The following is a 19,025-nucleotide window of genomic DNA, read 5'->3' as shown; positions in this document are numbered from 1 at the left end:
GGCCGTCCCCGGTCGGCGGCACCGACCCGCTTGCCGTCACAGGCCCGTCGGATAGGTTTCCGGTGTTCTCGCCGCGCTCCAACGGCCGGTCGGCTCGAGCGGCGCCAAGGCGGTGGTGTGGTCGATGTGGATGAGCGCGTCGAACTGGTCGGCGGCGCGGGCGTGGAAGTAGTGGCTCTGCCGTTCGCTGCGGGGACGGTAGACGACGCCGATGGCCCGCTGTAGACGCGCCTGCCCGAGCTCACGCGCGGCGGCGTTCCCCGTGTCCATGCGCACCATGAACTCACCGGCGCCGGTGTCGTGCAGCAGCGTCTCCATGCTGGACGGTAGCGCGGGGCGGACGGTTTCGTGGATTGCCGCGCCACCCCACTCCTGCGCGGCGGTGACCGATCCGTAGTAGGTACTGAAGCCGATCGTTCGGCAGTGCGCACCGTGACGTTGCCGCGTCAGCTGCCCGATCGTCACCTGACCCTCGGCGCCCAATTCGGTGGCCCCCGCGTCGCCGACATGCGAGTTGTGGGCCCAGACCACGATCTTCGGTGTCCGATCGGTGCCGTGCCGATGCTGCCGAAGATGCTCACGGAGTGCGTCGAGGGTGTCGGCCATGTGTTCGTCACGCAGATTCCACGACGTGGTGTGGTCACCGAACATCGTGCGGTAGTACTGCTCGGCGTTACGGACCGACCACGCGTTGCGCAGGGCATCGAAGAACTCCTCCGCGGCGGCCGGATCGGTGTCGGTCTCGGTGAGCATCGTGCGCTGGAGGTCGACCAGCTGCGCGACGACCTGGTCTTCGCACGTCCTGCCCGCGCCGAAGGCCGCCCCGTATCCGTAGGCCTGGCCGTCGTCGGTGCCGATCTGGCCGAAACAGCCGTACCGAGCCTTGGCGCGTTGCGCGGCTCGGCGGTCTGTTCGATCGAGGTAGCGCACGACCTCGTCCATGGATCGATGCAAGCTGTAGAGGTCCAGACCGTAGAAGCCCGTGGTGGGCTCGTCGTTGCGCACCTGTTCGTCGTTGTGGTCGCGCAGCCAGCCGACGAAATCGCGGACCACCGTATTGCGCCACATCCATGCCGGGAATCGCTGGAAGCCGCGCAGAGCTTCCTCCGCGGTGGTGTCGCTGCCCCGTGCGTGGACGTAGCGGTTGACGCGGGCGGCATCAGGCCAGTCGGCCTCTACCGCGACAGCGCCGAACCCCTTCTCCTCGATCAGCCATTTCGTCATCTCGGCACGCGCGGAATAGAACTCGTGTGTTCCGTGGGTGCTCTCGCCGATCAGCACGATGCTCGCCGCACCGATCAGATCGTCGAGGTCGCCGTCGGCGGGGATGCCCGCGGGTGCGCTGATCGCGCAGGTCCGGATCACCCGCGCCGGCTCGGTCGCCGATATCCCGAGTCCGGTGGTCGGGGTCGCGAGCAGGGTCTGCACCTGGTCGTCGGGGACCTGGGTGAAATCCCAGTAGGACGCACCGACGGCACGAAACGGAGAAGGTATCGTCGCGCACACCACTTCGTCGACCATCGCGCCGAGTTCCCGGCACGTCGATTCCGGTGCCGCGGGGACGGCGACGACGATGCGCTGCGGCTCCTGAGCTCGGATGGCGTCGATCGCGGCGAACATGCTGGCACCGGTGGCCAGGCCGTCGTCGACGAGGATCACCGTCCGTCCGGCGACCTCGAGCGGACCCCGGCCATCGCGATAGGCGGCTTCTCGTCGTGCGAGTTCGGCGGCTTCGGCGCCGGCCACCTCGCGCACCTGTTCGGGGGTCAGGCGCAGCGCCCGCACGACATCGTCGGCGAGAACGATCAGGCCTCCGGTCGAGATCGCGCCGAAGGCGAACTCCGGGTTGCCTGGGGCTCCCAGCTTGCGCACCACCAAGGCATCCAACGGTGCGTCGAGGGCCGCGGCCACCTCCCACGCCACCGGAATTCCACCGCGCGGCAGCCCGAGCACGATCACCTCGCCCTGGCCCCGGTAGTGCCCGAGCAGTTCCGCGATGGCCTGTCCGGCCTCTCTGCGATCACGGAAGATCCGGCGGGAGGAATCTTCGCGCGTTGCGATCGGACTCATCGTTGCCTCGATTCGGTCGGTGTACACCCTGGCCGCAGCCGAGGCGATCTCAGGGCTTTCTGACGGAGAGGTAGGTGGTGACTATGACCATGGCTGCGAAGATCGCGGCGATGATCACCGCGGCGATTGTCCAACTCATGACGACTCCTTTCGGCGGGATTCGAGGCCGCTTCGTCGAGGCGGTCCGGCTACCTGTCGTGGTAGTGGATCTACCGCGGGCCGGTCCGATCCTGGGCGGAAATGCCCGGTAGCCTGCCTCTGATTGTCGGCGTCGTGCCGGGTAGCCGATACGGCACTTGGTCCCCTGGCGAGGGGGCGTTGGACCGTCCCGGTGTCGCGGAAACCGCAGATCACGGCTCCGCACCCGTCGGAGCAGACGTGGCCGCGATACCGTCGGTGACGGTGACCTTCAAGGCTCCCGTTTCCGCGGCACGCGCGAAAGTGTCATAGGCGAGGTCGAATTCGTTCATCTCGAAACGGTGCGTGATCATCGGGGTGGGATCGAGATGCCCGGATCGGATCAGTTCGATCAGGCGCGGTATCGAGTGGGTATCCACCAGACCGGTGGTGATGGTCAGATCCCGGCTCCAGAGGTCCTCGAGGTGCAACGAGGCGGGCGCGCCGTGCACCCCGATATTGGCGATGTGACCGCCGGGGCGTACGAGATCGACTGCCAGTTCGAAGGTTTCGGGAATGCCGACAGCCTCCAGCGCCACATCGGCACCTCGGCCACCGGTCAGCTCGGCGAGCCGGGCCCGCACGTCGTCGCGGCGGCTGTTGAGCACTGGATCTGCGCCGAGTTCGCGCGCGGCCGCCAACCGGGTGTCGGCGACGTCGATGACGACGATGCGGCTCGGGCTGTAGAGCCGCGCGGTCATCACCGCGGCCAGCCCGATCGGCCCCGCGCCGACGACGGCCACGGTGTCGCCGGGCCGTACCCTGCCGTTGCGGACACCGACCTCGTAGCTGGTGGGCAGGATATCGGCCAGCATGAGCATCTGCTCGTCGCTGATCCCGGGCGGGATCGGGTGCGTCGACATATCGGCGAACGGCACGCGCACCGATGCGGCATGGGTGCCGTCGATTTCGTGGCCGAGCAGCCATCCGCCGCCGCCGGTGCACTGCCCGTAGCGGGCCTCCCGGCAGGACGCGCAGGTTCCACACGCGGAGATACACGACACGAGAACTCGATCCCCGACCCGCACTGTGCGTACCGCGTTGCCGATGGCGGCGACGGTTCCGACGGCCTCGTGGCCGAGGATCCGTCCGCGCTCGACCTCGGGCACATCACCCTGCAGGATGTGCAGGTCGGTCCCGCAGATGGTGGCTGTGTCGACCCTGACGACGGCGTCGGTGCTGTCGAGGATCATCGGATCGGGTACGTCGCGACGGTGTGGACGTCCCGGGCCGTCGTAGACCATGGCCAGCATCGAAGACTCCGTTCAGATCGTTGACGGCCGGCCGAGTGCTTCGGCGCGGGTTCGGATGCCCGAGAGCATCTTTCGCTCCATGATCAAGCTGCCGGGTTCGGCGACGAGGCGGGTGAACAACCGAGTGGGCAGCGGTGACCCGGTCTGCGCGATGAGGTTGCGGCTGATCAGCCGGGTACCGGTGGGTTCGGGGTAGAGATTGAACGACCAGACCCAGTTGCCGTCCTCGGAGCCGAACACGAGCGACCGGTTGGGGTCGAGCGTGTCGATACGCATGCGGGGGCCCTTCGCGCCGAGCTCGATCACGTCGTCGAGCGCCGGATGCTGGAACTGGGGCAGGATCTCATCGGCACTGTGCATGTCGAGCCCGAGCAGGTTCTCGATCCAGTCGTAGGTATAGGCGCCGCCGCGCCCGGGGCCGATCTGCACCAGCCACGGCCAGATCGCCGCTGCGTCGGCCGCGATGGTGACCGCCCTCGTTGTTCGAATGTCGGGGTTCGGGAGCAAGTCGTCGCCGGGCATAGTTCGCTCGGCTTCGTCTCGGGTCGCGCCCCAGGTCGCGAACCGTTTACGGAGGAGAACCGCATACCCGAGCCCGAGTGCGGCGAGGGAGGTCGCGACCCCGGCGGCCAACGCTGTGGTGTTCTTCATCGCCGGTCCTCGACGGCCGGGTGGGCGACCATGACGGGGCAGTGGGCGTGCTGGACGAGCCAATTGCTGGTCGAACCGAGGACGAGACCGCGCAGCCCACCCCATCCGTGGCTCCCGACGACGACCAACTGCGCCGAATCCGACCAATCCTGCAGGTGTTTCCGCGTGTCGGAGGGGTAGATCTTATGCGTCACAGAGACATCCGGGTATTTCTCGTTCCAGCCGGCGAGACGCTCGGCCAGCAGCGCTTGTTCGGATGTCGTCAGATCGTCGACGGTGAACTCGCCCGCGAATTCCCGGTAGGACGCGTCGTTCCACACGTGGACCGCGACGAGTGGCGCCCTCCGCTCGGAAGCTTCGGTGAACGCCGCGGCGATGGCCTGCTCACTGGTCGGGCTGCCGTCGACGCCGACGACGATCGGTCCGGTGTTGCGGGGCAGCTCGCCGTCGCCGGGCTCGTTGACCACCACGATCCGGCCCGAGCCGTGGGCGGTGACGGCCAGGAGCGTCGAACCGAGATGCGCGAGCGTGCCGACATCCGGTGTAGCTCCGAGCGCCACGAGATAGGCATCGCGCGACAGCGTGATCAGCGTCTGCGCCGGGTGGCCCGCATCGAGCTCGGTCCCGATCACCAGTCCGGGCGCGACGTCTTGGGCCATGCGCCGGGCGGTCGCGAGGATTTCCGCGCCCTGGGTGCGAACTCTGTCGATGATCGCCGGTGTCACGACCGCATACGGGTTCACCGCCACGGCGTGGGCCAGATCGAGGCCGTACACGATCAGTAGGCGGCGGCCCCGTTCGGCGGCGGTCTGCGCGGCCCAGCGAACGGCGATATCGGCCGATTCCGACCCATCGGTGCCGACGACGACGGCGGATGTCGCGAGCTCGTGTGGGTCGACGGCGGAATGCGTGCTCATCATGGGTCCCCTGTCGGCGTGTGCGGTGCGGATACTTCGACGGTAGGAAATCGCCGCGCCGGACGACTGCTGGCGTAGGTCCCCGACCGAAGGGCCGATCGGACTCACCTTCGGTGTCGATCGCACAGGCCCCACGTCGACCACAGCGATGTCCGGACGATCAGGGGAGCCGACCGATCCGGCGCCGGCGACCGCGCAACGCTTTCTGTACGGTGTCCGACGCCAGCAACGCGGGTATCGCACAGGCCGCGAGCAGCCAGCCCAGTGCGTTCGGCGGCGCGCCTCCGAGCAGACGGGGCAGCGGCGGCACCCAGAGGAACACGACGAGCAACCCGATCTCGATCACGACCGTCGACAGCAGCAGCGGATTGCCGCGCCAGCCCACCGATCCCACCCAGCGTGCCTCGCTGCGGCAGGCGAACGCGTTCGCCAGCTGTCCGAGCACGATCGCGACGAACAACGCCCCCGATGCCGACGCCAGCACCTGGGCATCCACCTCGTCGCCGGGCCGCCAGCCGGCGACGGCGAGCACGGTCAGAAACGTGATCATGCCGACGGTCGCCTCGGTGGCGCCGAGCACGCCGAAAACCCTGCGCAACAGGGTCCGATCGATGAGGGTGCCGACCTCGGGCCGTCCCGACATGGTGCGCGGATTCGGTGGCTCGGCGCCCAGCGCGAGAGCGGGCAGCATGTCGGTGCCGATGTCGAGCGCGAGCACCTGCAAGACGGTGAAGCCGAGCGGGATGGTGCCGCCGCTGGCGGCCCAGAGGGCGAACGGCGCCAGTTCGGCGACATTGTCGGTGAGGTGGTAGGTCAGGAACCGGCGGATGTTGGCGAAGGTCGCGCGGCCGAGCCGGACCGCGGCGACGATGGTGCCGAAATGATCGTCGAGCAGGACCAGATCGGCGGCCTCGCGCGCGACGTCGGTGCCAGAAGCGCCCATGGCGATGCCGATGTCGGCGGTGCGCAGCGCCGGGCCGTCGTTCACGCCGTCACCGGTCATCGCGACGACATGTCCGCGCTGTTGCAGCGCGGCCGCGATCCGCAGCTTCTGTTCGGGCGCGACCCGCGCGACCACCACCCCGCCGCGTTCGAGCAGGCTCGCCAGTTCCCCGTCGTCGTCGGGCAGTTCGGCGCCTGAGACGACGACGCGATCCGGGCCGAACAGCCCGACCTGCTCGGCGATGGCCGCCGCCGTACCGGGATGGTCGCCGGTGACCATGGCCACCTCGATGCCCGCGACGCGGCAGGCGGCGATCGCCGCAGCGACGTCGGGACGGGGCGGATCCTCGAGTCCGATGATGCCGAGCAGCTGGGGTGTGGTGCCTGCCGCACGGGCTCGGGCGACCGCGATGACGCGAAGCCCGCGTGCGGTCATGGCGGCGACCCGCTCCGCCGCTTCCGCGCATTCGGAACCGGAGTCGCACAGCGCGACAACGACTTCCGGGGCGCCGGTGATGTGTTCGCCGTCCGCGTCGACCGCCGACGCGCGACGCGTGTGGGTGTCGAACGGGGTCCGGTGCCGGAGTGCCGGCGGGTCGGCGGTCCCGATGCGCGCGGCGAGGACGTGCACGGCCACTTCCATCGGATCACCGAACGGCACCCATTTCCCGTGCAGGAACTCGGCGCGGGCGTCCGGGGAACATCGGGCGGCCGAGTCGGCCGCCGCACGCGTGGCCGCAAGCGCGCTGTCACTGCCGTGCAGAGTCGCGGCGGGACCGTAGCCCGCCCCGTCGACGTTCACCTGGCCGGCCGGCGTCCACACCTCGACGACCTGCATCTCGTTGCGGGTCAACGTGCCGGTCTTGTCCGTGCAGATGAAAGTGGTCGCACCGAGCGTCTCGACCGCCTCGAGCCTGCGGACCAGCGCGTTCTCCGCGGCCATCCGCTGCGCCGCGCGAGCCAGCGACAGGGTGACGGTGGGCAGCAGACCTTCCGGGACGAGAGCGACGGTGACGCCGATCGAGAACAGCAGGCTCTCGGTGAAGTCGCGGCCGAGGAGAGCGAAGACACCGAAGGACGACACGCCCACCAGCAGCGCGATCAGTGCGACCAGGCGCACCACGCGGTGCAGTTGACGGGTCAGCGGGCTGGGTGGTCTGGTCGCGCCTGCGGTGACGGCGGCCAGGGTGGCCAGACGGGTGGCCGATCCGATCGCGCTCACCTCGGCATCGCCCTGTCCGGCCACGACATAGGTCCCGGCCAGCACCGTGTCGTTCGCGCTGCGTGGTACCGGTTCCGCCTCGCCGGTCAACATGGATTCGTCGACGGTGAAGTGCCGCGCGTGACGCATCGCCGCGTCGGCGCAGACTCGATCGCCCGCTTCGAGGACGAGCAGGTCGCCGACCACCAGCATGCTCGCCTCGACGGTGACGACGCGTCCGTCGCGCCGCACCCGGGCCCGCACCGGGAGCAGGTCACGCAGGCGCTGCGCCGCCCGGTCGGCGCGGAACTCCTGCACGAACGCGAACACGCCGTTGAGGATCACGACGCAGGCGATGGCCACAGCGAGCGCGGGCATTCCGGCGACGAGCGCCAGCGCGGCGGCGATCCACAGCATGGCGGCGAAGAAATGGGTCAGCTGCGCGGCGAATTGCGCGATCCGGTTCGGTGGGCGTGGTTCGGGCAGAGCGTTGGCTCCGTCGCGGCGGTGGCGCAGGACGGCTTCGGCGTCTGTCAGTCCCAGGCGCTCGACCGCCATCGCCATCTCGGCCCCTTTCCACCGGTCCGATCGCTGTCGGGATCAGTCTTTCGAGTCCGCGGCCGGCCCGGCTACGGCCGAAGTACCTCACGGCGCTGACGGAATGGCACAACCGGGTTGCCCGGAGAGTCGTCGGTCATCCTGGGTCGACCCGCGCTGACGATGTCGGTGGACTGTCCCGATGTGACGGTGGGAATACTCGCCAATCGGGATCTCGACAGGTTGAGCGTGAGCGGTATGAGGTGCGAGTGGATGCGTGCGGTACGGGCAAGTCGAAGATAGGTCGACTCGACGACCTCTCGTACAGCGGCGCCGGGGATCTCGGGGAATTTGCAGGCAAGGACGCGAGCAATGGACTCCAGTTCATCGGAAATCGTCCGCGGTACCGGGTCCGCTGCTGGGACGATCGGCGCCGACTTCCGCGGTACATGAGCGATGGGCACGTTGTCGACCGTCGGCTCGCTCATGATTCGTCTCCTTTGACGGGAATCGCACACCGAACTCCTTGTTCTACGGAGTCTGGCCGGTAGCTGTCGTCGGGAGGTAGGGACATTCGGCCTCAGTACAGCAGCGATCGACCTCTGCTTTCGATCGGCTTGTTCGTCGGTGTCGGCCCACGCCCCGAGTTGTTCATGCCGGCGATGCGCCGAAGGGGCAATCCGGGGAGCTGATGCCGGGGATCGGGCGGTGTAGCCAGTAGCCCAGCAGGCTCACAATCCCGCCCAGCAGCCCGAAAACAGGCTGCAGCCAGTTGAACTGCCCGATCAGCAATGGCTGGACCGTGACCCACCCCAGCAGGAGCAGGCCACTCGCTACGCCGGCTATCGGGGCGCTCGGCCGTGTGCGCAGTGCGAGAGTCGCCGTTGCTGTCATCGGGACACCGACGATCGAAGCCAGCAGCAGGCCGGCCAGGACCGGGCTGCTGAACGGCAGGCGGGCGGTGATCTCGTCGCCGAGGCCGACGCCGCCACTGATCAGACCGAAGGCGCCCGCGAAGGCCCAGAAGGCGACGAATCCGGCACTGCCGACCAAGCCCGCGCGCAGAGCGCGCTGGGTCTTGCGCTGTTTGAAGGTGGACATGGGGGCACTCCCGGTGACCTGGTCGGTGGCGAAGCGCTGGTCCGATGATCGTGGTCCGCGCTGGATGTCGTGCCGAACGTCGAGTCCGGTCACGTCAGGGTGAGCACGTCGGTCAACTCGCGGCGTGGCGTGGCCGGCGGTCGACGGTTGTCGGGGGCGACACCGATGCGCAGCACGACCTGCGGGACCCCCGGGTGACCGATCATGTCACTCAGCAGGCGCCGCCCCGCCGTCGGCTCGGTGATATGGGTCAGTGCACAGGTCGACAATCCGGATGCCGTGCACTCGAGCAGTGCGGCAGACAGCGCCTCGCCGGTGTGCAGCCAGATATCCGGTGTCTCGCCGGTCGCGGTGAGAACCGCCAGGCGGGCGTGGTCTCGGAGCTCGCCGCGGCGTTCGGAAGATTCCGACTTGGGGAAATCGCGGACGACACCGACCCGGGCGGCCTCCGACTCCGACACCAGAGCCGATGCCGGTACGCCTTCGGAGGTGCCGGAATGTCCTGACCACCAATGTATCTCGGACTGATAGTCCATATCGTATCGGTGCATCGCCCCCGATTGCTCCGAGGCGATCGACAGGCGTGCTCGCGCGTCCTCGTCGAGCACGTCGAGGGTGAGTCCGTGCGCGCTGACGAGGTCTTCCAATGCGAGTCTGACCGACGCCCAGCCGGTGGGTTCTGCCATCGGCAGCCGGTCGGTATATCGGTACTCGATCGCCTCGGCTCGCCGGTACACGGCGGTCGGCGGATCGAGCCACGGCCTGAACTCGATGGTTGCCAGGAGGTCGGGCTGCGCCGGGTCGGGTAGCCGGGCGACGTCGGTGTGCCAGCACAGCGACGCGAACGCCGTACGGACATGGTGCAGCGCGGCACCACAGCTGATCATCGCTTGACGGCCGTGCGGGTCGGCCGAGGGCAGTTGCCGGTCGGGGTCGCGGTGCAGACTCAACCGGGTGCCGTCGAAGACCCAGCCCCACGGCTGCGTGTTGTGGACCGATGGCGCACGGCACCCGAGTCGGATCGCTGCTCGGATCGTGGGCGGGTCGGGGACAGCGGGGGCTGGTTCATCGTTCATGTTTCCCAGTGTGTTCCGTGCTGCAGATGTGCCGAGACGGCCATTGCGCCTGTTCGGTGAGGACCAAGTGCCCTCGTTGGGTCAGTCGTGGTGCACGACCATGACCGGGCACTGCGCGTGCTGGGCCAGCCAGTTGCTGGTCGACCCGAGCAGCAGTCCCCGGAATCCGCCGCGACCGCGGCTGCCGACGACGATCAGCTGCGCGGTCTGTGACCAGTGGGCCAGGTTCTCGCGCGGCCCGAACAGCTCGACAACGCGCCGCACGACGACATCGGGAAACTGTTCGGACCATCCCGCCAAGCGCTCGGCCAGCAGCGCTTCCTCGGCGACCGAGAAGTCGTCGATCGGCATCTCCAGGTAGCTGGTGCCGCCGAACTGCCCCGCCGTCAGATCGCTCCAGGCGTGCACCGCGACGAGTTCGCTGCCGCGCAGGGAGGCCTCGGCGAACGCTGCGCCGATGGCCGGCTCACCGACGCTGCTGCCGTCGACACCGACCACGACAGGGCCGGTACGGCGATCGGGATCGGGCCCGCGCACGATGACGACCGCGCCGTGCGCGTGTGCGGTCACCGCGAGCAGAGTCGAGCCCAGATGGGCGATCGATCCGGCGTCGGCCGTGACGCCGAGGACCACCAGATGCGCGTGAACCGAGGCGTCGATGAGGGCGCGGGCGGGATTGCCGGTCGCGACCTCGGTGGTCACCGCGACCGAGGGTGCCGCGGTGAGTGCGTCCTCGCGAGCGGCGGCCAGCATCTGCTCGGCGGCCAGCCGGATGTCCTGCATCGTGGCGAAGATGAACGCGTCGTAGGCGCTGCGTGGTGTGCGATCGGCGATCGGGTTGGTGCAGTGCACGATGTGCAGGGCGCGGCCGCGGTCGGCGGCGGTGCGGGCGGCCCAGCGCACGGCGGTGGTGGACCCGTCCGATCCGTCGATACCGACGACGACCGCGGACGAGGCCGTGCCGTGGGGGTGGTCGCTGTGCTCGGTCATGATCGTCTCCTGGTTCGGGTGAGCGTTACGGGCTGTCGGGGCGATCTTTCATCTGCGCCGGGCGAGCCGGCGCACTCGGGCGAACTCGACAACGAACACCGATACGCTGGCGATGAAGCACAGGGAGGTCGCCGCCACACCCAGCAATGCCCAGCCTGCGAAGCCGTAACCCGCGGCGGTGAGAGTCGACCCGAGGCCGACCACACCGGCGAGGAAGAGCAGAATGCCGGGAATGTTGTAGGGGTCGGCGAGGCTTTCGCCGGGATTGCCGTGGTACGGCTGGCTGGATGTCCTGTTGGTCACGGGAATTCTCCGATGCGGTCGAATCAGCCGTGTGACGGTTGTGCCACGGCCTGTCGACAACCCTCCTCGGTGGCGTCGTGTGCAGAGCAGAGGCCAAGGTCCCCTCCGGTCCGGACCAAGGTCGTTCGAGGGCCATTCGTACCCCCGCGTGGTGGCTGTCGACTCTGCCGCAGAAGCCCGATCGGCGGCATAGTGGTGGTATCGATGCAAACGCGCCCCGAGCGGCGTCGATGACCCGACCGACCGGAGGTCGACGAATGACCGAGTTGCATCCCCTGGATTCGGGATTCCTGGAACTGGAGGACACCGATGGGCGTATCAGTCTGGGGATAGGTGGCGTCGCGATCATGGCGGGGCCCGCGCCGACGCGTGCGGAGTTCGTCGCCGGGCTGGCGGAGCGGATTACCCGGAATCAGCGTCTCCGTCAGCGCGTGCGGCGGTCGTTTCTCGGCCTGACGGCTCCGGTATGGGAGGACGACCCGCACTTCGATCTGGCGCACCACGTTCGCTGGGCCGCATTGCCAGAGCTACGCGACGAGCAGAGCCTGCGGGAACTGGTCGCCGCCGAGCTGACCGAACGACTCGATCGTGACCACCCGCTGTGGCGGTGCGTGGTCGTGGAGCAGCTGGCCGACGGACACTGGGCGCTGATGATCCTGGCACACCACAGCATGGTCGACGGCACCTCGGGGATCACGTTGTTCGAAGGACTGTGCGATCGTCCCGACAGCCGGGCCCAGCGGGTGGAGAAGGGGGCGGTGCGCCGGCACGAACGCGAGGGCATCGGCAGCGTGACGGGCCTGATGCGCGCGGCGTTGGGAGCGCCGCAGCTGGCCGCTTCGATGCTGGGCGGCTTGATCCCGGTGGTGTACGGCGCTGTCGCGCCGGTTCCTTCGTCGTCGCTCAACGGTACCCTCGGGCGGCAACGGCGCTACGGTGTCGCCCGCGCGTCCCTGTCGGAGATCCGCGAGATCGGAACAGCATTCGGGACGACGGTCAACGATGTCGCACTGGCGGCGGTCGCGTCGTCCTATCGGACCGTGCTGCACCAGCGGGGCGAGGAGCCGACCGCGGGTAAGCTGCGCACCTTGATCCCGGTCTCGATGCGCACGCCGGACTTCGAATCAGTGGTGGACAACCGTGTTTCAGCGATGATCGCAAGTCTGCCGATCGAGTCTGCCGATGCCGTCGAGCGGCTGCGGACGGTCCATGATCGTGTCGCACGGCACCGCCGGAGAGGGGAAGCGGACGCGGAGAAGTCGGTGCTGACGATGGCCGAGTGGCTGCCGTATCCGGCCATCGCGTGGTTCGTTCGACTGCTCGGACGGTTCCCTCAGCACAGCGTTTCCGCGTTGGTGACCAACGTGCCCGGCCCGAGCGAGCAGCTGTCCTTCTTGGGCAGCGAGGTGATCGAGATCCTTCCGTGCATTCCGATCGCGATGCGTCTGCGCAGCACGATCGCCATCCTGAGCTACCACGACCACGTAGTTTTCGGAATCACCGGCGACTACGACACCACCCCTGATATCGACTCGATCGCCGATGGGATCGAGCAGGGGATCGGCGACTTACTGACACGGGCCAGGGCCGTCGGCGCACCACCGTAGTAAGGCGGCGGCGTCAGGCGTCACGGCACTCGGTTCGGCGTGCAGCGTCAGCGAAATCCAGAGGTGCCGGCGGATACCGGCGTATCGGCGGAGTGAGACATGATGCGATCGTGGCGAGTGCGAAATCCAGGTCCGATCGGGACGGCGCCCCTGCGACTCGGCGAGGAACCGATCCCGGTGCCCGCGGCGAACGAGCTTCTGGTGCGGGTGCTCTCGTGCGGGGTGTGCCGGACCGACCTCCACGTGGTCGAAGGTGACCTGCCGGTCCATCGGAAACGAGTGACGCCGGGACACGAGGTGGTCGCCGAAGTCGTCTCGATTCCCGACGGGTGCGCGGACGTGGCGGTCGGTGATCGGGTCGGCATCCCCTGGCTGCGGCACACCTGTGGCGTGTGCAGGTATTGCCTTCGGGGTGCGGAGAACCTCTGCCCCGAGTCGCGCTACACGGGCTGGGACGCCGATGGGGGATATGCCGAATTCGCCACGGTACCTGTTGATTTCGCGCTTGCGTTGCCGACCGGGTACAGCGACGACGAACTGGCACCACTGTTGTGCGCCGGCGTCATCGGATACCACGCGCTCGTGCGCGCGGAGGTCCCGGTCGGTGGTGTCCTCGGTATCTACGGCTTCGGGGGCAGCGCGCATCTGACCGCGCAGATCGCGCTCGCGCAGGGTACGCGCGTCCATGTGATGACCAGGGACGCGGCCGCCAGGGAACTTGCACTGGCGCTCGGCGTCGAATCGGCCCAGGGTGCCGCCGACGTGCCGCCCGAGCCGTTGGATTCGGCAATCCTGTTCGCCCCGGTGGGTGAACTCGTGCCGCCGGCGCTGCAAGCACTGGACTCGGGTGGCACCTTGGCCATCGCCGGCATCCATCTCACGGATGTTCCCGTACTGAACTATCAGCGACATCTGTTCCGGGAGCGCCAGCTGCGGAGCGTCACGTCGAACACCCGGGCGCAGGCCAGGGAATTTCTCGCCCTGGCCCAGGGTCGTCACCTGGCCGTGACGACCCATCGCTATTCGCTCGACCGCGCGGACCGCGCGCTCGAGGATCTGTCGATGGGACGTTTCGACGGTGCGGCGGTGCTGGTGCCTTGACCGGCCGCACCGTCGAAGGCGCGGATCAGTGGTCGGTCGATCCCCGGGCGATGATCAGCGGCTGCTCGGCGCCGTGCAGGACGGTCTGGGCAACCGAGCCGAGGGTCATCCCGGCGAATCCACCGCGTCCGTGGCTGCCGACGACGATCAGCTGGGCCCCCACACCGGCGGCCAGGACCGCTCGTGCCGGTCTGTCCTCGACGACGACGCGTTCTACCGACACCTCGGGATACTTCTCCGCGTATCCGGCCAGGCTTTCCGAGAGCAACGCTTCCCCTTCTGTCTGCATGGTCGACCGGGCCTCGTATCGGTAGAACTCCGACCAGGCGTGAATCGCCACCAATCGGACACCTCGGCGGGCGGCCTCGTCGAAGGCGATGGCGACCGCGTCGACGCTGCACGGCGAGCCGTCGACACCGACCACCACCGCGCCGTCGGAGGGAGCGACCGACTCGGGGATCACGGCCACCGGGCAGTGCGCGTGCCGGGCGATCGAGGTACTGACCGAGCCCAGCAGGGTACGGCGCAGGGCGCCGTGGCCGCGGCTGCCGACGACCACCAGCCGAGCCGATTGGCTGCGCACTCGGAGTACCGCGACCGCGGAGCCCAGCACCACATCGGTCGAGATGGTGATGTCGGCGATCGGCGTGGTGATCGTCGCCGCTTCGGCCGCCGCGGCCGCGACGACGGTCTCGCCGTGCCGGCGCAGCGCTTCGAGGTCGTAGCGTGGGCCTGCCAGACCCGGGCCGTAGTCGACCGGGACATCGGCCGCGTAGACGAGCTGCATCGGTACCCGGTGGTGTGCGGCGTACTCGGCTGCCCAGCGCAACGCGGGGCGTGACTGTTCCGAGCCGTCGACTCCGACGACGACCGGGTGCTTCGGATTTCCGGGCATGGTCATGGTGTGGTCCCCTTTTCTGCTCCTGTCACTGTGCGCCGACGTCGTACTGGCCCGGCAGGGCCACACGACCTGCGCGGAGGGGCCCTTCGTCGTGGCATGCCGGTGTCCGGAGAAAGGACTCTGCGGGGCGAACGGCACTGGGGTGAGAGGGGCTAGCCGGAGCAGGGTGAAAGGACGAACATCCCCACACATCGAGGCAGGTCCACCGATGAGCACCGAGATCCGGGCCGGCGACGGCGCCGTCACCACCACCGAGCCACCACTGGCGAGCCGGATGCTGGCGAGGTATCTCCACGCCCAGCGCGAGACGATCATGGACGGGCAAGTCGCTGTGGCACACGACGATCCGGACGCGGTCGCCGATACGGTGATCGCCGCCCGGCGGGCGCGTTGCGCGCTCAGCGCACATCGTCCAGCGGTGCACCGTGGACCCGAAGTGCGCAGGTTGGTCGAGGAACTGCGCTGGTTCGGCATCAATGTGGGCGCCGCGCACGAGCTGCGGAACCAGGAGGCCCGGCTCCACGCGGCGATAGACGTATTGCGTCCGCGCTATGTCCGCGGGCCGGTGCGTGCCAGGATGGCGAACTACTTCGAGTCGCGCACCCGGCCGGCGTGGACAGCGGCCCGGGACTTGTTCAACTCACCGCGGTTCCCGGCCTTGATCGAGGACCTGATGAGTGAGGAAAGACTGCTGAATGCCGGACTGGTGCCCGGCATCGACGACGCCGACAACGCCGTTGTTCTCGGCGCGCTGCTCGGGCGAGTGCGTCGCCGCATGCGCGCTGTCGAGTCGGCCAGGGGCGAGGACGCGGCTGACGCGGCGATGCATGATCTGCGCAAGGCACTGCGGCGTACCCGTTACTACCTGGAATCGGTGCGGGAGCTGAATCCGGCGCGCAGTGCGCAGGCCGCCGATGGGCTGGCCGTCGTGCAGGATCTTCTCGGAGCGAACCAGGACGCCGCGGTAGCCAAACACCATCTGATTCAGCTCACCCGGGAAGCGGAGAACGCGGGCGAGTCGACCTTCACCTATGGGCTGCTTCTGCAACGCGAGATCAATCGCACCGCGGAGTGCGCGGCGGCGTTGTCCAGCGCGTACTGGCAATCGCTGCGCACCGTGCGCGCGATGGCTGACGTACACGCACCAGCCGACTGACTGTTCTCAGTCCAGTGGTGCCGACCAGCGCAGTACGGTACCGCCCTGATCGCGAGCGCGCATCGTGAACGTTCCGCCGACTTCCTCGGCGCGGGCGGCGAGGTTGGCCAGCCCGCTGCGCCTGCGCACTTCGGGGTCGACGCCCGTGCCGTCATCGGCGATTTCGATGGTGACCTCGTCTTTGACGACCAACTCCACCGAGACCGTGGTCGCCTTGGCATGGCGAACGACATTGCTCACCGCCTCACGGAGGACGGCCTCGACGTGATCGGACAGCAGCGGTTCCAGCACGGTCACCGGGCCCGCCAGCCGGACTGTCGTACGCAGCCCGCTGTCGGCGGTCATCTCCGTGATGATGGCATGCAAGCGTTTGCGGTAGTTCGACGAGTCCGTAGCGGTGTTGGAGTGCAGGTCGAAGATCGAGTGGCGGATGTCCTGCACGATCGCCTGGATGTCGTCGATGGTCTCGTCGAGCCGGGTACGAACCTCGGGCGTTCTGGTTCGCTGCATGGTGCTCTGTAAGGACAATCCGACCGCGAAAAGGCGTTGGATGACGTGATCGTGCAGCCCGCGCGCGATCCGGTCGCGGTCGGAGTAGACATCCAGCTCCCGCATTCGGCGCTGGGTGTCGGCCAGTTGCAGCGCGACCGCTGCCTGGTCGGCGTAGGTGTTCATCAGCGACTGGTCGTTGGCACTGAGCTGGTGTGCTCCGGCGGAAAAGACCGTGGTGAGCACTCCGGTGACCAGCCCGTTGGCGCGCAACGGCACGGTCAGCACCGGGCCGAAGCCGGCGATGGAGTCGAAGATCGGATTGTGGGCGGGGGAGTCCGCGGCGACGGTGTTCCCGGAACGGAACGCTTCCGCTGAATGTGAGTCAGCGAGGGGGATGTGCCGGCCGACCAGCACGTCGGCGTCGACTCCGGCGGCGGCTACCACGACCAGCTCGGTGACTTCATCGTGCGGCACGTCGGGGTCTTCGGGCAGTGCGAGGAACGTACACGCCGAGTCGGTGAGCGAGCGTCCTCGTTCCGCGACCAGGGCGAGCACGTCTTCGGACGAGCTGCCCGCCAGCAGCGCGGTGGCCACGTCCCGGATCGCTTCCAGCCACCGCTGGCGCACCCGCGACTGCTCGTAGAGGCGGGCATTCTCGATCGCGATGCCCGCGGCGGCCGCCAAAGCCAGCACCACCACCTCGTCGTCCTCGGTGAACTCGAGACCGTCGGCCTTCTCCGTCAGGTAGAGGTTGCCGAACACCTCACCACGCACCTGGACCGGAACGCCGAGGAAGGTCCGCATCGGTGGATGGTTGTCCGGGAACCCCACCGAGGACGGATGGTCGGAGAGATTGGTCAGCCGAATCGGTTTCGGCTCGGCGATGAGCAGCCCGAGGACGCCGTGCCCGCGCGGTAGGTCGCCGATCAGTACCCGGGTGCGGTCGTCGATGCCCTCGTAGACGAATTCGGCGAGCTGGTTGCTGGTCTTGTCGGTCTCGCGCACGCCGATCGCGCCGTAGCGGGCGTCGACGAGTTCGATCGCGGTGTGCACGATGGTGCGCAGGGTGTTGTCCAGATCCAGGCCCGCGGTGATGACGAGCATGGCCTCCATCAGCCGGTCCATCCGGTCGCGGACGTCGACGATCTGGGTGATCCGGTCCTGTACCTCGGCCAGCAGTTCACGTAGACGCAGCTGGGACAGGGTCTCGGTTACCGGGGGCCGACCGCCGATCGCCGATTCGTCCATGAGCTGCATTCTTCCACGACTCGGCAGAACCCGGCGGAGATCACCTCCGTGGTGACCGATCCAGGTCGGCCGCGATCACCGCCGCTTGGGTACGGCGTTCGACCCCGAGTTTGGTGAGCAGCCGGGACACGTAGTTCTTCACCGTCTTCTCGGCGAGAAACATGCGTGCGGCGATCTGCCGGTTGGTCAGGCCCTCGCCCAGCAGCGACAGCAGCGTGCGCTCCTGCTCGGTCAGGGTCGCCAGCGGGCCGGTGTCTTCCTCCGCCTCCGAGCGGAGTTTGGCCATCAACGCGGCCGCGGCTCGATTGTCGAGCAGCGACTTGCCTTCGCCGACCTCGCGCACGGCGTTGATCAGCTCCAGGCTCCTGATGTCCTTGACCACGTACCCACTGGCGCCGGCCAGGATCGCGTCGAGCATGGCCTGCTCGTCGGTGAACGAGGTCAGGATCAGGCAGCGCAGCTCGAGGTCGGCCGAGAGCAGTTCGCGGCATAGTTCGATGCCGTTGCCGTCGGGTAGGCGCACGTCGAGTACGACGACGTCGGGACGTAAGGCCGGGATCCGGGCCAGCGCCTGGGCGACGGATCCCGCTTCGCCGATCACCTCGAGGTCCGGTTCGAGGGTGATGAGGTCACCCACACCACGGCGCACGATCTCGTGATCGTCGACCAGGAATACTTTGATCATCGATGGCTCTTTCTCGAAGGGTGTGCTTGCCATTGTCCGCCGACTCGGCGTCACCGAGTGCGGATCCAGGCTAGAGCCCGGCAATTCTCATCGCGGCGACGGCCGCAGGTCGGGCTCGATGGCGGCCAGCTGCCCCGCCCAGCTGGATGCCCGTTCGAGTTCGCCAGGCAGGAGGGGGCCGGTCATTCCGTCCACAGAGAAATCTGCGGGCGCCACGACAAGGCGATATCCCAAGTGCCGCAGGCGTTTACCGATACTCTTCGCTGCTGAGCCCGGCAGCCAGGGTGGGGTGCCGACTTTGGTGCCGAAGGCGGCTGCCCGGCGTGCCGACGACACCGGCAGCGCGGCCTCGAGCCATTCCCGGATCCCGACGTCGACCGTGACGGGGGTGTCGATTCGGCCCGCCGCGTCCTTGCGCGTGGCCGGTCTGCTCAGTCCGAAGGCATGCGTCGGTCCGCCGACGACCAGCAGTTCGACCTCCGGGGCAGGCCGTCCGGCAGCGTCGGTGATCGGGCAGATTTCCACCTCATACCGTGTGCGGAGCCCGTCGGCGATCGCCCGCGCCACCGCCTCGGTGTTGCCGAACATGGATTCGTAGACGACGAGCGCTCGCATGA

At 68.3% G+C, this 19,025-nt stretch carries 17 protein-coding genes; 3 read left to right on the top strand and 14 right to left on the bottom strand.

The window, feature by feature from the left end:
- Nucleotides 1-36 precede the first annotated feature (36 nt).
- The 10 genes from NV348_RS35175 to NV348_RS35130 form a co-directional block, all read right to left on the bottom strand.
- On the bottom strand, nt 37-2,070 hold the full coding sequence (locus NV348_RS35175) for an erythromycin esterase family protein (RefSeq protein ID WP_447150798.1): 2,034 nt from the start codon (nt 2,068-2,070) through the stop codon (nt 37-39).
- Nucleotides 2,071-2,420: 350 nt separating this feature from the next.
- On the bottom strand, nt 2,421-3,500 hold the full coding sequence (locus tag NV348_RS35170; RefSeq protein ID WP_447150797.1) for a zinc-dependent alcohol dehydrogenase family protein: 1,080 nt from the start codon (nt 3,498-3,500) through the stop codon (nt 2,421-2,423).
- A gap of 12 nt (nt 3,501-3,512) precedes the next feature.
- Complete coding sequence (locus NV348_RS35165) at nt 3,513-4,151, bottom strand: SRPBCC family protein (protein ID WP_447150796.1); 639 nt, start codon at nt 4,149-4,151, stop codon at nt 3,513-3,515.
- Entirely contained in the window at nt 4,148-5,068 is a 921-nt protein-coding gene (locus tag NV348_RS35160) for a universal stress protein (protein WP_447150795.1), read from the bottom strand. The genes NV348_RS35165 and NV348_RS35160 overlap by 4 nt, the downstream gene beginning before the upstream one ends.
- A 160-nt stretch (nt 5,069-5,228) precedes the next feature.
- Nucleotides 5,229-7,775: a cation-translocating P-type ATPase gene (locus tag NV348_RS35155; RefSeq protein ID WP_447150794.1), complete on the bottom strand. Its 2,547-nt coding sequence runs from the start codon at nt 7,773-7,775 to the stop codon at nt 5,229-5,231.
- A gap of 65 nt (nt 7,776-7,840) precedes the next feature.
- Complete coding sequence (locus tag NV348_RS35150; protein WP_447150793.1) at nt 7,841-8,236, bottom strand: hypothetical protein; 396 nt, start codon at nt 8,234-8,236, stop codon at nt 7,841-7,843.
- 163 nt (nt 8,237-8,399) lie between these two features.
- On the bottom strand, nt 8,400-8,849 hold the full coding sequence (locus NV348_RS35145) for a hypothetical protein (protein ID WP_447150792.1): 450 nt from the start codon (nt 8,847-8,849) through the stop codon (nt 8,400-8,402).
- 89 nt (nt 8,850-8,938) lie between these two features.
- The gene (locus NV348_RS35140) at nt 8,939-9,925 is read right to left on the bottom strand and encodes an Acg family FMN-binding oxidoreductase (protein WP_447150791.1); all 987 of its coding nucleotides are present in this window, start codon (nt 9,923-9,925) and stop codon (nt 8,939-8,941) included.
- An 81-nt stretch (nt 9,926-10,006) separates the two neighbouring features.
- On the bottom strand, nt 10,007-10,915 hold the full coding sequence (locus NV348_RS35135) for a universal stress protein (RefSeq protein WP_447150790.1): 909 nt from the start codon (nt 10,913-10,915) through the stop codon (nt 10,007-10,009).
- A gap of 48 nt (nt 10,916-10,963) precedes the next feature.
- Nucleotides 10,964-11,218, bottom strand: a complete 255-nt coding sequence (locus NV348_RS35130; RefSeq protein ID WP_447150789.1) for a hypothetical protein — start codon at nt 11,216-11,218, stop codon at nt 10,964-10,966.
- 257 nt (nt 11,219-11,475) lie between these two features.
- Between NV348_RS35130 and NV348_RS35125 the strand changes: the two genes are divergently transcribed.
- Nucleotides 11,476-12,825, top strand: a complete 1,350-nt coding sequence (locus NV348_RS35125) for a wax ester/triacylglycerol synthase family O-acyltransferase (protein WP_447150788.1) — start codon at nt 11,476-11,478, stop codon at nt 12,823-12,825.
- A gap of 102 nt (nt 12,826-12,927) precedes the next feature.
- The gene (locus NV348_RS35120) at nt 12,928-13,926 is read left to right on the top strand and encodes a zinc-binding alcohol dehydrogenase family protein (RefSeq protein ID WP_447151217.1); all 999 of its coding nucleotides are present in this window, start codon (nt 12,928-12,930) and stop codon (nt 13,924-13,926) included.
- Nucleotides 13,927-13,951: 25 nt separating this feature from the next.
- On the opposite strand, the gene NV348_RS35115 is transcribed toward NV348_RS35120, so the two are convergent.
- Nucleotides 13,952-14,827, bottom strand: coding sequence for a universal stress protein (locus NV348_RS35115; RefSeq protein WP_447150787.1), 876 nt, complete (start codon nt 14,825-14,827; stop codon nt 13,952-13,954).
- Between the two features lie 208 nt (nt 14,828-15,035).
- On the opposite strand from NV348_RS35115, the gene NV348_RS35110 reads away from it, so the two are divergent.
- Complete coding sequence (locus NV348_RS35110) at nt 15,036-15,983, top strand: CHAD domain-containing protein (protein ID WP_447150786.1); 948 nt, start codon at nt 15,036-15,038, stop codon at nt 15,981-15,983.
- Nucleotides 15,984-15,989: 6 nt separating this feature from the next.
- On the opposite strand, the gene NV348_RS35105 is transcribed toward NV348_RS35110, so the two are convergent.
- The 3 genes from NV348_RS35105 to NV348_RS35095 form a co-directional block, all read right to left on the bottom strand.
- Nucleotides 15,990-17,723, bottom strand: coding sequence for a sensor histidine kinase (locus NV348_RS35105; RefSeq protein WP_447150785.1), 1,734 nt, complete (start codon nt 17,721-17,723; stop codon nt 15,990-15,992).
- Between the two features lie 40 nt (nt 17,724-17,763).
- Nucleotides 17,764-18,408 (bottom strand): response regulator, encoded by a 645-nt coding sequence (locus tag NV348_RS35100; RefSeq protein WP_447150784.1) that lies wholly within the window; start codon nt 18,406-18,408, stop codon nt 17,764-17,766.
- Between the two features lie 87 nt (nt 18,409-18,495).
- Nucleotides 18,496-19,023 carry a flavodoxin family protein gene (locus NV348_RS35095; RefSeq protein ID WP_447150783.1) on the bottom strand — a complete coding sequence of 176 codons (528 nt, stop codon included), beginning with the start codon at nt 19,021-19,023 and terminating at the stop codon, nt 18,496-18,498.
- Nucleotides 19,024-19,025: the final 2 nt, after the last annotated feature.

This window comes from Nocardia fodinahabitans (assembly GCF_052983615.1).
This window is presented reverse-complemented; position numbering and strand designations above follow the sequence as displayed.